This is a genomic window from Streptomyces sp. NPDC019937, from assembly GCF_040631655.1.
GTDB lineage: Bacteria > Actinomycetota > Actinomycetes > Streptomycetales > Streptomycetaceae > Streptomyces.
This window is the reverse complement of sequence record NZ_JBEYAL010000038.1, coordinates 1-14,015: the sequence shown is the minus strand read 5'-3', so window position 1 is coordinate 14,015 and position 14,015 is coordinate 1. Positions and strand designations below refer to the sequence as shown.

The following is a 14,015-nucleotide window of genomic DNA, read 5'->3' as shown; positions in this document are numbered from 1 at the left end:
GAGTGCGGTGGAGAACCTCAGACGAGGGCGCTCTTACGGGCCATCCGGCCCGAGAGCTGAATGCGGTCGACCGCTCCGGTGCGCGGGTCGCGCACGAAACGGCCACCGGGAATCCGGCGTCCGGAGGACGGGTCCACCAGGTCGCAGGTCAGGTCCTCGTGGCAGACCAGTGGCGCGGGGACGTCACCGTCCACGGACAGGGCGAGCGTGCCGCTGTCGCTCATCGTCACCTGGTACTCGACATCGCCGTTGAGATAGATCCCGGTGCACTGCGCCGTCGCGGCCGTGGGGGAGGCCGGAGGCGTCATGGGGGTGGCCGGACGCGGCCGGGCCGGCGCCCCGGGGACCGGGATGCCGGTGATCTCCTCCAGCTCGCCGGACAGTTCGTGCCACAGGTCGGCGCCGCTGTTGGAGTTGCTGGTGAAGGCGACCACGGTGCCGGTGCGCGGATCGGCCCGCAGGTAGCAGGAGGTGCCCTGGGCGTTCCCGTCGTGCCCGAACCAGGTGGCCGCGTCCCGCTGGAAGAGCGCGAACCCCAGCCCCCAGCCGTCGGCGAGGACACCGGGGTCGGCACCGGGCACCGGCCGCCGCATCTCCTGCGCCAGCTCCGGCGGCAGCAGCCCGTCCGGGCCTTCGTGGGTGTGGGCCAGGGCCAGCGCCACCAGGTCCCGCGCGCCGGCCATCAGGGCACCGGCCGCGGCCTCCGCCGGGGCGAGGTTCTGGTGGACCGGCCGGGTCCGGCCCGACGCCTTGTTGGCCGAGTGGCCGCGAGCGGCCCGCCGCCCCGGCGTACCGGGCGCGCCGATGAACGACGGCACGGTGCCCAGCGGCTCCAGCAGGATGGACCGTACGGCCTCCTGCCAGCTCATCCCGGTGACCGTCTCGATCAGCCGGCCCGCCGCGACATAGCCCGCGTTGGAGTAGGAGAAGTCGGTGCCCGGGGCCATCACCAGCGTGCCGTCGGTGCAGTGGGCCTGCAGATAGCGCGCGGTGGTCAGCGCGGCGACATGGTCGGAGTCGGGCCCGGACGCGAGCCCGGCGGTGTGGCTGAGCACCTGCCGCACCGTGCACGGCGGCCCGGCCCGCCGCAGCTCCGGCACATGGTCGCCGAGCTGGTCGTCCAGCTCCACGTCGCCGTCGGCGACCAGGAGCATGACGACGGTGGCGGTATAGCACTTGGTGAGGGAGCCGATGGGCACCGCCGTGTCGGCGGTGAACGGCTCCCCGGTTATGGAGTCCAGCACTCCGGTATGCACGGCGCGGGTGGTTCCGCCGCTGTGCACGGCGAGTTGGGCTCCGGGCACCTGATGGGCCCGCGCCAGGGCGTGGAGGCGGTCCTGGAGGTCGTGGCGGGCCGTGGGCCGCCGCTCGTCGCCGGACGTTCTCGTGGGCCGGTGTAACACTGGGCACTCCTTGCCGCGGATGGACGGTTGGAGGGGACGGGGCGGACCCGGTCGATCACGGCAGCCGGCTCGCCGCCGTGACGTCCCGGGGGACGATCCGGAAGCTCTGCCAGTGCGTGGGCATCGGGTCCTGGTCCTCGTCCCGTGGCACGTGGTGGTAGTCGACGCTGACCCAGGCGACCGGGTCGGTGACCTTCTCGCCATTGGTGTACTTGTCGACCGAGGCGGCGCAGCCCTTCGCGGTGTTGCCGTAGGCCAGCCGCTCGCATTCCCGGTATTGGGTGACATACACGTCGTGATGCGTGAACTTCTCGGTATCGCCCGGACCCCGGTACTGATCGCTGTCGTGATTGTCGATCTCCCAGGACATGGGGTGGCCGTCGTCGTTCTCGGCCGCCGGGTTCACCACCCGCCAGAAGCGGGCGGGCGCCAGGTCCGCCCCCGTCTCCTTGGACAGCACGGTGCGCTTCATGGTGCGCTCGGCCGTGCCGCTGCCCTCGAAGTCGTACTGCTCCACGACGTTGTTCGACTGGCCGTTCACGTCGAAGTCCAGTCGCCAGAAGATGTTGTGCGTGTGGTTCTCGCTGAACCGCTGGGAGCCCACGCCCGTCGGCCAGCCGTGGGCCGCGTCGGAGAACGCGAACGGCGAGAGGGATCCGGTGGCGCCCGCTCGCGGGGTGATGGCACCGTCGTCGGCGAAGTGCCACTCCATGATGTAGTCGTACCAGCCGATCTCGGACACCGAGAACACGGTCAGATCGCTTCCGTGCCGCACGCTCTTCTCCACCGCGCTCTTGTACGCGAACGGCCGCGGCTGCTCCTGACTGCACATCACGGGGGTGTCCTGGTAGTTCCAGAGCTTGCCCGTGGGGCAGTCGTCCTTCGAGAGCTTGGTGAGCGTGCCCTGCCCGAGGTCGCCGAAGCCGATGGACGACACGTCGTAGAAGCGCGGCTGGCCGCTGTCGTAGGGCACGTGCACCTCGGCGAGCGACGCGCTCTTCAGGACGCGGGTCGGGGTGCCGCGGTTGGGGGTGTACGTCACATCGCTGAGCTCCACACCGGTGTTGCGGTCGATGTTCCAGCACATCTGCCAGCGGGCGCCGTTCTTCAGCGTCTTGTCGATGCGATCGGCCTCGGGGCAGGAGGGAGTCGCCGCGGCCTTCCTGGGGGCGGCGGACGCCGGACCCGGCACCCACAGCGCCAGCAGACCCACCACGGCCATGAGCACACGGGCACGCCGAAACGAACTGAACACGAACTGAGCTCCCCTCACAGGCCGATGACGGCGGTGCGCCCGGCCGAGAGATCGATGACGATCCTGCTGGTGTCGATCCACTTGCCGCCCGGGATGCGCACGAAGAGCTGTACGCACCGGTGGGTGCCGCACCGCGCCACCTGCTCGGCGCCCTTGACGCCCTTGGCACGGGTGCCGAGGAACGACATGCCCTGGATCCGCAGTTGGGAGGGCGAGGTCAGCCGCTTCTTGGTCTCCGCCCGGTAGGAGGCGCGCATTCCGTCGCCGAGCCGGCGGTCGGCGAGGATGACCTTCACCGCCTGCCGGACCTCGGCCAGGGTGGGCGGCGGCTGGACGTCGTGCTGCCGGGTCGAGCGCACGACCTTGCCGGAGCGCAGATCGACGAGCCGGGTGATCAGGCTGTCCGAGGCGTAGTCGTAGAGCTGGACCTCGGCCTCGCTGTCGGGGGCGGAGGCGGCGGCCGACTTGGCGCGCGGCGGACGGCGGGTGTCCAGCACCTCGGCGCCGGAACCGCCCGCGGCGTTCTTCTCCCCGCCCTCGGTGCCCTTGGCGTTCTCGTCCTGGGTGTTCTTCTGCCCGCCCCGGGGTGTGGGCCGTTGTCCGGTGGTGGCGCCGACGGCGATCCGGGACGCCTCCCGGGTCTCCTTCGACGTCAGCGGCCCGGTGTGCGAGGCGACGCTCGCCGCGGGGGCCGAGTCGCCGGGCGCGGGCGATCCGGTCGCCTTCAGCGCCACGATCCCCCCGCCGGTCAGCACCGCCGCCAGGCCCACGGCCGCGGATACGCGCCATCCCCGTTTCCGGTGGCCCGTCCCATCGGCCCCACCGTCCCCAGTGGCCTTGATCGTCATCACCCAGCCGTTCCCGTTGTCGGTCAAGTGAGCCCGGGCAGGGCTCCGTGACAGCACCCGGCAGGCATCAAGGGGGTGTGACCGCTGGTGTGTGCGTCTCATTCGCCTCATTCGCATGAATCGAGACGCTTCCTCACGCTTTCCGCACTCAGCGCGCGCATCCCCCCGGACTCTGCGCTGTCCACTGTCGGCTCACGTTTTCACCCCGCCGGGCGCGATAACAGTCGCATTTGTAATGAAGGCACCGTGAAAAACGCATGTGCCGATGGGCAGCAATTCGCCGAGTACCACGATTTCGGAGATGGGAGACGCGACATCCGGGGAATGCTGTGCGCGCGGCGGAGAGGCCGCAAAGCGACTACGTGCAAAGCCCGTTGGTGATGTGTCTGCCATCATGCTCACATGAGCCATTTGATCACCATTCGATGTGACATCTGTGGCGCCACTTGTACATCCGACGCGGCCGACAGCGTGAGCGCGGCGCGAGCGGCGATGGTCCCGCTGAGCTGGGCCAGGACGCTCCGGGGTGGCCGGGTGATCGATGTGTGCTCCGCGTGCAGCGCACGGGAGAAGGGGCCGGGGACGCCGGCCCGGGAGGCCGGTTGTTCCTGTGAGGGCGGCGAACTCTTCGATGTTCTGGGGCATGACAGATTCGGGCATCGGCTGGCCAACACCTTGCTGCGGGCCGGTGTCGACAGCGTCGAACGGTTGTCCAGTCTCTCCGCCCGGCAGTTGCGCGATCTGGAGGGAATCGGAGCCGCGAGCGCGCGGCGCGCGCTCAGCTGTCTCCGCTCCGAACCGGGCGTTTAGCGATCCCCTCGAACATTCCATCGGAACTGGAGTTCGGGGAGTGAGAAATCGGCCAAATGATCGAACCGTGCCTGTGTCCGTGTCCATACCCATGACCGGTACACCGACCGCCGAGAGGTAAATGTGAACGAATTCCCCGCCACCGTCTCCTCAAACACCCCCATGTACACCAGCCGGCGGCACCGCGCGCTCTGGGTCGTGGGCGTGGTGTTCTCCGCCGGGCTGCTGGCGCCGGTGCTGTTCCTCGGCGCCGCCAGAAAGGGCATCGTGCGGCACGCGGTCCCCGCCGTCTACGCGGCGGTCATCTACCCCGTCGCCCTGGGCCGGCAGTGGCTGCCCGACCCGGGCGACTGGATCTCATGGACCCTCGCCGCCGTGGTGCTCACCGCGGCTGCCCACGCCGCACTCCTGCCCGTCCCCCGCGAAGAGGCCGGGACGTAGGCTGGCCGCATGCAGGAGCAGTACCGGACGGTCGCGCGCGAAGCCGTGCACGAGGTCGAGATCAACAAGTCCCGCTTCCTCTGCACGCTCGCGCCCGCCGCGACCGAGCAGGAGGCCCAGGAGGTCATCCAGCGGATCCGCAAGGAACACCCCACCGCCAACCACAACTGCTTCGCCTACGTCATCGGCGCCGACGGCGACGTACAGAAGGCGAGCGACGACGGGGAACCGGGCGGCACCGCGGGCCTGCCGATGCTGCAGATGCTGGTGCGCCGTGAGGTGCGGTACGCGGTGGCCGTGGTCACCCGCTACTTCGGGGGTGTCAAGCTCGGCGCGGGCGGGCTGATCCGCGCGTACGGCGGAGCGGTCGGCGAGGCGCTGGACGCGGTGGGCACCGTCACCCGCCGGCGGTTCCGGCTGGCGACGGTCACCGTCGACCACCAGCGGGCCGGAAAGCTGGAGAACGACCTGCGCGCGACGGGCCGGGTGGTACGGGACGTCCGGTACGCGGAGGCGGTGACCATCGAGGTGGGGCTGCCCGAGGCGGACGTGGCGGCCTTCCGCGGCTGGCTGGCGGACGCCACCGCGGGGACGGCCGGTCTCGAACTGGGCGGCGAGGCATACGAAGAGGCCCCCTAGACGGGGGCCTGGACGGTGGGCTCCGGGACGGTTTTGCGGCGCAGCTGCATTCTGGCCGGGCGTCCCGGGCCACCGAACCTGACCGGGGAGCGCAGCCGGACCGCGGCGTCCAGCCCGCCGCCGGGAGCCGCGTTCAGCATGGCCTCGCCGCCACTGGCGTGGGCCAGCCGCTGGACCAGCGAGAGCCCGAGGCCGGTGCCGCCCTTGGGGGAGTCGGGGGCCCGCCAGAAGCGGTCGAAGGCACGGCGGCGCTGCTCCGCGGTCATACCCGGACCCTGGTCGATGACGTGCACCTCGACCCAGGTGGGGCGGCCGTCCCGGTGCAGATGGCGGCGGTCAGGCGCGGGGTGGCGGAGGTCGAGGGCGACGGTGCTGCCCAGCGGCGAGGAACGCAGCGCGTTGGACAGGAGATTGTCCAGGATCTGCTCGACCGCCCCGGGCACCGCGAGGGCGTGGCCGACCGGGACGCCGCGCAGGACGAGATGGGCGTGGTGCTTCTCGAACAGCGGGGTCCAGGTGCGCAGCCGCTCCGTGCACAGCTCGTCCAGGTCGACCTGCTCCGGGGTCACGGCACCCTCCTCCATCCGGGCCATCGCCAGCAGCCCCTCGACCATCCGGGCCAGCCGCTCGGTCTCGGTCGTCGCGGCGGTGAGATGGGGGCGCGCGTGCTCGGCGAGGTCGGGTTCCAGATTGTCCAGGCGCAGCCGCAGCGCCGCGAGCGGCGTCTTCAGCTGGTGGGAGGCCTCGGCCGCGAACCCGCGCTGGGCCTCCAGCAGATGGGCGAGACGGGCGGCGGTCTGGTTGAAGGTGGCCGCCAGGCTGCGTACCTCCGGCGGCCCGGACGTCACCGGGGCGGGCGTGGGGGCCTTGCCGTCGGCCAGCCGGTGCGCGAAGCGCTCCAGCTCCACGATGGGACGGCTGGTCCAGCGGGCGAAGACCAGCGCCACCACGGCGGCCCCGGTCAGGATCGCCAGCCCGGCCAGGGCCAGCAGCAGCCACGCCCGGTGCACCTTGGAGTGCACCGCGTCGGTGGGGACGATGAGCCGGACCGCGCCCTGGAGCTGGTTCCCGTGGGTGACGGGAAGGGCGACGGAGAGATAGCTGACCCCGCCGATGGTGGAGGTCCGTACGTCGACCGCGTCATGGCCCCCCAGCGCCGCCGCGATCTCGGGCCGGGACGTCACGTCCCGCGCCTGATCGGCGGGCAGCGGATGGGAGGCGGCGAGCACTCCGCCGTCGGCGGCCACGATCAGCACCTCGCCGCCGATGCGCTGGGCGCAGTGCACGACCCGTGCGGGGAGTTCCCGCTCCTCCCGGCCCGCCATGATGGACAGGGAGGCGAACGCGGACACAGACTCGGCCTCGTCCTCGGCCGCGGAGATGACCCGCTCCTTCTCGGACCGGCTGTAGATGTAGCCGAGCGGGATCTCGAAACACAGCAGGACCAGGACGGCGAGGCTCAGATAGCCGAGCAGCAGACGACGGGTCACGGCCGGGCGGCCTCCGGAATTCCGGTGTGCACGGCGAGCCGGAAGCCCACGCCGCGCAGGGTCTGGATCCAGGCCGGGTCCCCGAGCTTGCGGCGCAGGGTGGCCACGTGCACGTCCAGGGTCTTGGTCGGCCCGTGGAAGTGCGGGTCCCACACCCGGTCGAGTATCTGCTGGCGCGAGTACACGGCGCCGGGATCCTCGGTGAGCAGGGCCAGCAGCTCGAACTCCTTCGGTGTGAGGGCGACCGGGGCGCCGCCCACCCACACCTGCCGGGTCCTGCGGTCCACGATCAGCGGCTCCTGTCCCTCCAGCGTCTGGTGCTGCACCGGCGCCGGGGCGGGGGCCGGTTCCGGTTCGAAGACCGGCGGGGGAGGGGCGACGGTGGTCCCGGCCCCCAGGGGCACGGTGGGCGCGGGCTCGGTGCGCTGGGTGCGGCGGGTCACGGCGCGGATGCGGGCGATCAGCTCACGCATGCTGAATGGTTTCGCCAAGTAGTCGTCCGCTCCCAGCTCCAGTCCGAGTACCCGGTCGGCCTCCTCACCGCGCGCGGTGAGCATGATGATGGGTACGTCGGAGACCTGCCGGATGCCGCGGCAGACGTCGATGCCGTCCATGTCCGGCAGTCCCAGGTCGAGCAGGACGATGTCCCCGTACGGCCCTTCCAGCCCGGCGGTACCCGTACCCACGTGACTTGCCGTCAGCCCGTATCGCCGTAAACCCTCGACAAGGGGCTCGGCGATCGTCTCGTCGTCCTCGATCAGCAGCGCTCGTACGGTCATGGGGTCCTGTCTACCGCAGCGGCGGATGCCCGTCCCGGTTTTTGTAAGGTTGCGAGTGCGGTTCCGAATATTGAGGAAGAACTTGCAATGCTCTAGTGTTCGTTTAACCCTCGCCTGGCGCACGCCTCCCTACGGTGATTGGCATCCGGTGGAAAACACCCGTCAGGGAGGCATGATGCAGACTCTGCTCGAACACGCCCGCTCGTTCCGGCGCCGGGCCGATTTCGACAGCGGTGAATACCGCAAACTGGCCGACGGGCAATCTCCACAGGCCCTGTTCATCACCTGCTCGGATTCCCGCGTCATTCCGGCGCTCATCACGGGCGCCCGGCCCGGTGAGATATTCGAGCTGCGCAACGCGGGAAACATCGTGCCGCCGCACGGTACGCACCTGGTATCCGGTGAGGTCGCCACCATCGAATACGCGCTGGAGGTGCTGGGCGTCCGGGACGTCGTCGTCTGCGGTCATTCGCACTGCGGCGCCATGGGCGCGCTGGCCTCCGGGACGGATCTGTCCGAGATGCCCGGAGTCGGCGCCTGGCTCGACGTCGCCCGGCCCGGACTGGCCACGAGGCTCGGCTCCACCGAAGAGGACCCTTGCCTGCGGGAATTGGCCCAGTTGAATGTCCGTAATCAGCTCGAAACGCTCAAGGAATATCCGGCCGCCCGGCGCCGGTGGGAAAACGGTCAGCTGCGGCTGCACGGCTGGTTCTACCAGGTCGACAGCGCCGAGTTGTGGGAAATGGAAGCGGATGGCGATTTCCGGGTGCACCCATGACGACCGGACGGCATGCGCGAGGCCGGGCGCCCACGGGAGCGGCCGCGCCGATATACGTCGACGATTGGCCGGCCCAATCCCCGGCCCATGCCCCGCCCCATTCACCGGATGACGGAAGCGGGCCGGGTACCGAAAGCTTCGAGACGTTACAAGGGATGGTTCGAACTCCCGGTGGCGGGGCCGGTGCTGGCCCCGCCACCGGGGCGGAACCCGGCACCCGCGCGGGCGCCGGTGCGCGGGACGGCGCCGGGGGCGGCGCCAAGGGGCGCGCCCCCAAGGGCGGCATGTTCGCCGGGGCCAACCTCGGCACCGAGATCGGCGCTTCGCTCGTCGTCTTCCTGGTGGCCCTGCCCCTGTGCATCGGCGTCGCCGTCGCCTCGGGCGCCCCCGCCGAACTCGGCATCATCACCGGGGTGATCGGCGGCCTCGTCGTCGGCATGACCCCGGGCAGCACCCTCCAGGTGAGCGGGCCCGCCGCCGGACTCGCCGCGCTCGTCGCGGAGACGGTGGAGGCGCAGGGCATCGCCATGCTCGGCGTGATCGTGCTGGGCGCCGGAATCCTGCAGATCGTGCTGGGGCTCATCCGCCTCGGCCGGATGTTCCAGGCCACCTCCGTCGCCGTCGTACAGGGCATGCTCGCCGGTATCGGCCTGCCGCTGATGGTCAGCCAGGCGTATCCGCTGGCCGACAACAAGGCCCCCGGCACGCCCATCGAGAACATGCTCGCCTCCCCCGGGCTGATCGCCGACACCCTGGCGAACCCGCAGGCGGCCATCGCCGCCGGGCTCGGCATCGCCACCGTCGTCCTCAGCTTCGTCTGGAAGAAGGTGCCGGGGCCGGTCAAGAAGATCCCCGCCGCGCTGGTCGCGGTCGGACTCGGCATCGTCATCGCCGCGCTCCCCGGCGTCGAGGTGAAGACGCTCCAGGTCGGCAATCTGCTGGCCGCCATCCAGGTCCCGGGCCCCGAACAGTTCGCCGGGCTCGCCGACCCCGCGATCCTCACCGCCATCGTCACCTTCACCGTCATCGCCTCCGCGGAGAGCCTGTTCACGGCCGCCGCCGTCGACCGGATGCACGACGGCAAGCGCACCCAGTACAACAGCGAGCTGATCGCGCAGGGCGCGGGCAACACCCTCTGCGGCCTCCTCGGCTCGCTCCCCATGACCGCCGTCGTCGCCCGCAGCTCGGCCAACGTCCAGTCCGGCGCCAAGACCCGGCTCTCCCGCACGCTGCACGGCCTGTGGCTGCTCGCCTTCGCCCTGCTGCTCCCCAGCGTCCTCGCCCTGATCCCCATTTCGGTGCTGGCCGGTGTCCTCGTCCACAGCGGCTGGAAGCTGCTCGCCCCCGAGCAGTTCCCGAAGATGTGGCACGAGGACCGCGGCGAGTTCTTCGTGATGACCGCCACCACGCTCGCCATCGTCGCCACCGCGCTGCTCGAAGGGGTACTGATCGGGCTCGCCGCCGGGATCGTGCTGGCCGCGCTGCGGATGTCGCAGACCTCCGTCGAGCACGTCGTCGAGGGCGACAGCGCCAAGGTCGTCATGAAGGGCAACGCCACCTTCCTGCGGCTGCCGAAGCTCATCGACGCGCTCGAGGCCGTCGGCGCCTCCGGGAAGGGGCGGATCCGGCTCGATCTGATGGGCGTCACCCATCTGGACCACGCCTGCCGCAACCAGGTCGAGGAGTTCGTCGCCCAGAAGCGGGCCACGCCCGGAGTACGGGTGGAACTGCTGATGCCGAACGAACTGAACGCGCCGAAGGCGGCCAAGGAACCCGCGCCGCGGCCGGACGCGGCGGTGCCCGGCGCGTGGTCCGGCGAGCCGTCCGCCGGTCCGGAGGCGCCGGCCGACCCGTCCGCCGGTCCCGGCCCCACGGCCGAGTGGTACTACCTCGACCCCCGCCCGCTGGACGGCCACCAGGACGACCACCACGCCTACGGCGCGGACTACGGCACCGGGTACCCCGAGGGCGTCGACCTCTTCGACGACCACCGGTGGGGCGGCACGCGCAGGTAACACGGGTACAAAAGCGAGGTCCGTGCGGCCCCGGGCACCGATCGCGGTTAACGTGGTCGGTGCCCGTAGCGCTGATCCGGTACGGGCGCGTTGCTGACCAATGGGGTGGAGGAAGGACGAACGTGCGCGTCGGAGTCGAAACGTGAGAATTCTGCACACCTCCGACTGGCACCTCGGACGGTCCTTCCACCGCGTCAGCCTGCTCGCGGCGCAGCGGGAGTTCCTCGACCGTCTCGTCGCGACCGTACGGGAGCGGGAGGTGGACGCCGTCCTCGTCGCGGGGGACGTCTACGACCGGGCCGTACCGCCGCTGGCCGCCGTCGAGCTGTTCGACGACGCCCTGCACCGGCTCGCCGGGCTCGGCGTGCCGACCGTCATGATCTCCGGCAACCACGACTCGCCCCGGCGGCTGGGCGTCGGCGCCGGGCTCATCGAGCGGGCCGGGATCCATCTGCGCACCGACCCCGCCGGATGCGGCACCCCCGTCGTCCTCGCCGACCGCCACGGCGACGTCGCCTTCTACGGTCTGCCCTACCTCGAACCCGGCCTGGTGCGCGAGACACTGGGCGCGTCGGCGGGGGGTCATCCGGCGGTCCTCGGCGCCGCCATGGACCGGGTGCGCGCCGACCTCGCCACCCGGCCGCCCGGCACCCGGTCCGTCGTCCTCGCCCACGCCTTCGTCACCGGCGGCGCGGTCAGCGACAGCGAACGGGACATCACCGTCGGCGGCGTCGCCTCCGTCCCCGCCGAGGTCTTCGACGGCGTCGACTACGTGGCACTCGGGCATCTGCACGGCTGTCAGACCCTCACCGAGCGTGTCCGCTACTCGGGCTCGCCGCTCGCCTACTCCTTCTCCGAGGCCACGCACCGCAAGTCGATGTGGCTCGTGGAGCTGGCCGCCGACGGCGCGATCGGTGCCGCCGAGCGCGTCGACTGCCCCGTACCCCGCCCGCTGGCCCGACTCCGGGGGCGGCTCGAGGACCTGCTCGCCGACCCGGACCTCGCCCGGCACGAGACGGCCTGGGTCGAGGCCACGCTCACCGATCCGGCGCGGCCGTACGAGCCGATGGCCCGGCTCGCGGAGCGCTTCCCACACGTCCTCAGCCTGGTCTTCGACCCGGAGCGGCCCCCCGAGGACCCGCTCGCCTCCTACGCCCAGCGGCTGCGCGGCCGCACCGACCGGGAGATCGCCGAGGACTTCGTGGCCCACGTACGGGGCGGGCGGGGCCCGGACGCGCGGGAGTCCGTGCTGCTCGGCGACGCCCTCGAAGCCGTCCGCGTGGAGGGGGAGGACCCGCGATGAGGCTCCACCGGCTGACCGTCACCGCCTTCGGCCCCTTCGGGGCCACCCAGCAGGTCGACTTCGACGAACTGTCGGCCGCCGGGCTCTTCCTGCTGCACGGGCCGACGGGCGCGGGCAAGACGTCCGTCCTCGACGCCGTCTGCTACGGCCTGTACGGGCAGGTGCCCGGCGCCCGGCAGGGCAGCGGGCTCTCCCTGCGCAGCGACCACGCCGATCCGCTCACCCCGACCGAGGTCGTCCTCGAACTCACCGTAGGGCAGCGCCGCCTGGAGATCACCCGGCGGCCCGAGCAGCCCCGGCCCAAGAAGCGGGGCACCGGGGTGACCCGGGAGAAGGCGCAGAGCCTGCTGCGCGCCTACGACGCCGACTCCCGCACCTGGACGGCGCTCAGCCGCTCGCACCAGGAGATCGGCGCGGAGATCGAACAGCTGCTGGGCATGAGCAGGGATCAGTTCTGCCAGGTGGTGCTGTTGCCGCAGGGCGACTTCGCCCGCTTCCTCCGCGCCGACGAACCGGCCCGGGCCAAGCTGCTGGGACGGCTCTTCGACACCAGCCGCTTCGCCGCCGTCGAAGAGCGGCTCGCCGAGCTGAGGCGCGCCGCCGAGAAGCGCGTCATCGGCGGCGACGAACGGCTCCTCGCGCTGGCCCACCGCATGGCCCAGGCCGCGGGCCGCTCCGCCGAACTGGACGCACACCCGCTGCCGGAGACCGCCGCCGGAGCGCCGGGCCTCGCCGACGCCGTCCTGGAGTGGGCCGCCCTCGCCCGCGCGGACGCGCGCGAACGGCGCGACATCACCGCGTCCGCGCTGCGCCGCGCCGAAGCCGTGCACGAGACCGCCCGGCGGGCGGCCGACGCGGAGAGCGAGCGCGCCGAACTCCAGCGCCGCCACGCCGAGGCGCGGCGCCGCGCGGACGACCTGGAGCTGCGCCGGGCCGAACGGACACGGCTGCACGCCCTGTTGGAGCGCGCCCGCGCCGCCGACGCCGTGGCCCCCGCCCTGGACCTCCGCACCACCGCCGCCCACGCCCACCACCGCGCCATCGCCGCCGAACGCCAGGCCCGCACCCACCTGGCCGCCGACCCGGTGTTGGACGCCCTGGCCCACGTCCCGGCCCCGCGGCCGTCCGGGGCCGACAAGGCAGACGAGTCCGCCGGGCGGCGGAACGGTTCGCGCGGCGTGCCGCCCGCGCGCGGCGCCGGGTTGTCGGGCGGGGCCGACGCTGGGGGCCGTACGGCGGCTGCCGGGGAGGGCCCGGGTTCGCCCGCGGGTGCCGCCGGGCAGGAGCAGCACGGCGCGCCGGAGGCCGGGGCCGTGGACACAGCTGGGGCGCGTGGCGTGCCGCACGCGCGCGGCGCGGCTCCGGCTGGTGACACCGCCCACCCCGAGCCGCCCGCCGCGGACCGATCGTCGGTGGGGGCCGCCGCGCGCGGGGGCTCTGCGGCTGACGCGTCGCAGCAGGAGGGCGACCGCGGCGGCGCGGGGCCGCTGGCCGAGGCGGGGGCCGAGCGGTTGGCGCGGGTGGAACGGTGGGTGCGGGGGGAACTGGGGGCGTTGGCGGCGGCTCGGCGGGGCGAGGACCGGGCCCGGGCGGTGGCGACGGAGATCGCGGAGCTGGACCGTGAGGCGCGGGCCGATGACGAGGCCGTCGAGGAGGCCGCCGAATGGCTCGCGGGCTGGGAGTCGACGCGGCGCGCGCACCAGGCGCGCATCGAGGCAGCGCAGGAGGCCGCCACCCGGGCCGAGCAGCTCGGCGCGCGCATCGAGCCCGCCGAGCGGCGGCTCGAGGCGGCCCGCGAGCGCGACCGGCTCGCCGAGCTGGCGGAGCGGGCGCGGGAGGAGCTGTTGCGGTGCCGGGAGCGGGCGGCCTGCGCCCAGGAGAGCTGGCTGGACCTCAAGGACCGGCGGCTGCGCGGGATCGCCGCCGAGCTGGCGGCCGGGCTGCGCCCGGGGGAGCCGTGCGCGGTGTGCGGGGGCTGTGAGCACCCGAGCCCGGCGCGCCCGGGGGCGGGGCATGTGGACCGTACGGCGGAGGAGGCCGCGCTGGAGGAGTACCAGCGGGCCGAGGCGGGCCGTGAGGAGGCCGAGAGCCGGTCGCAGCGGCTGAAGGAGGCGCTGGCGGGCGCGGAGGCCGGGGCGGACGGCGGCGCGGTGGAGGCGCTGGACCGCGCCCTGGCCGAGCTGCGCACCGCGTACGCCGAGGCCCGCGCCGCGGCCGCGGACGGGCTCGACGCCCGCGCGGCCCTCGACCGGGC

General features: G+C 72.6%; 12 protein-coding genes. 7 read left to right on the top strand and 5 right to left on the bottom strand.

Annotated features, from left to right (window positions below):
* Positions 1 to 17: 17 nt before the first annotated feature.
* From ABZ562_RS31320 to ABZ562_RS31310, 3 genes are read right to left on the bottom strand one after another with little or no spacing between them, the layout of a single operon-like run.
* Positions 18 to 1,403: a serine hydrolase domain-containing protein gene (locus ABZ562_RS31320; RefSeq protein ID WP_361486003.1), complete on the bottom strand. Its 1,386-nt coding sequence runs from the start codon at positions 1,401 to 1,403 to the stop codon at positions 18 to 20.
* A 55-nt stretch (positions 1,404 to 1,458) separates the two neighbouring features.
* The gene (locus ABZ562_RS31315; protein WP_361486000.1) at positions 1,459 to 2,658 is read right to left on the bottom strand and encodes a copper amine oxidase; all 1,200 of its coding nucleotides are present in this window, start codon (positions 2,656 to 2,658) and stop codon (positions 1,459 to 1,461) included.
* Between the two features lie 14 nt (positions 2,659 to 2,672).
* Positions 2,673 to 3,533, bottom strand: a complete 861-nt coding sequence (locus ABZ562_RS31310; RefSeq protein ID WP_361485997.1) for a hypothetical protein — start codon at positions 3,531 to 3,533, stop codon at positions 2,673 to 2,675.
* A 375-nt stretch (positions 3,534 to 3,908) separates the two neighbouring features.
* Between ABZ562_RS31310 and ABZ562_RS31305 the strand changes: the two genes are divergently transcribed.
* The 3 genes from ABZ562_RS31305 to ABZ562_RS31295 all read left to right on the top strand — a co-directional run bounded on the left by ABZ562_RS31305 (position 3,909) and on the right by ABZ562_RS31295 (position 5,396).
* Positions 3,909 to 4,316, top strand: coding sequence for a helix-hairpin-helix domain-containing protein (locus ABZ562_RS31305; protein WP_361485995.1), 408 nt, complete (start codon positions 3,909 to 3,911; stop codon positions 4,314 to 4,316).
* A gap of 123 nt (positions 4,317 to 4,439) precedes the next feature.
* Positions 4,440 to 4,757: a hypothetical protein gene (locus ABZ562_RS31300; protein WP_361485993.1), complete on the top strand. Its 318-nt coding sequence runs from the start codon at positions 4,440 to 4,442 to the stop codon at positions 4,755 to 4,757.
* Between the two features lie 9 nt (positions 4,758 to 4,766).
* Complete coding sequence (locus tag ABZ562_RS31295; protein WP_361485991.1) at positions 4,767 to 5,396, top strand: YigZ family protein; 630 nt, start codon at positions 4,767 to 4,769, stop codon at positions 5,394 to 5,396.
* Here the strand turns inward: ABZ562_RS31295 and ABZ562_RS31290 are convergent.
* Positions 5,393 to 6,886 carry a HAMP domain-containing sensor histidine kinase gene (locus tag ABZ562_RS31290; protein ID WP_361485988.1) on the bottom strand — a complete coding sequence of 498 codons (1,494 nt, stop codon included), beginning with the start codon at positions 6,884 to 6,886 and terminating at the stop codon, positions 5,393 to 5,395. The genes ABZ562_RS31295 and ABZ562_RS31290 overlap by 4 nt on opposite strands.
* The gene (locus ABZ562_RS31285) at positions 6,883 to 7,665 is read right to left on the bottom strand and encodes a response regulator transcription factor (RefSeq protein ID WP_361485985.1); all 783 of its coding nucleotides are present in this window, start codon (positions 7,663 to 7,665) and stop codon (positions 6,883 to 6,885) included. The genes ABZ562_RS31290 and ABZ562_RS31285 overlap by 4 nt, the downstream gene beginning before the upstream one ends.
* Before the next feature lie 175 nt (positions 7,666 to 7,840).
* Here ABZ562_RS31285 and ABZ562_RS31280 point away from each other — a divergent pair, with 175 nt between their 5' ends.
* From ABZ562_RS31280 to ABZ562_RS31265, 4 genes are all read left to right on the top strand, one after another.
* On the top strand, positions 7,841 to 8,443 hold the full coding sequence (locus tag ABZ562_RS31280; protein ID WP_361486091.1) for a carbonic anhydrase: 603 nt from the start codon (positions 7,841 to 7,843) through the stop codon (positions 8,441 to 8,443).
* A 284-nt stretch (positions 8,444 to 8,727) separates the two neighbouring features.
* Complete coding sequence (locus tag ABZ562_RS31275; protein ID WP_361486088.1) at positions 8,728 to 10,458, top strand: SulP family inorganic anion transporter; 1,731 nt, start codon at positions 8,728 to 8,730, stop codon at positions 10,456 to 10,458.
* Between the two features lie 142 nt (positions 10,459 to 10,600).
* Positions 10,601 to 11,761: an exonuclease SbcCD subunit D gene (locus ABZ562_RS31270; RefSeq protein WP_361485983.1), complete on the top strand. Its 1,161-nt coding sequence runs from the start codon at positions 10,601 to 10,603 to the stop codon at positions 11,759 to 11,761.
* A partial coding sequence (locus ABZ562_RS31265) for an AAA family ATPase (protein ID WP_361485981.1) occupies positions 11,758 to 14,015 on the top strand: 2,258 nt, incomplete at its 3' end. The genes ABZ562_RS31270 and ABZ562_RS31265, both read left to right, overlap by 4 nt.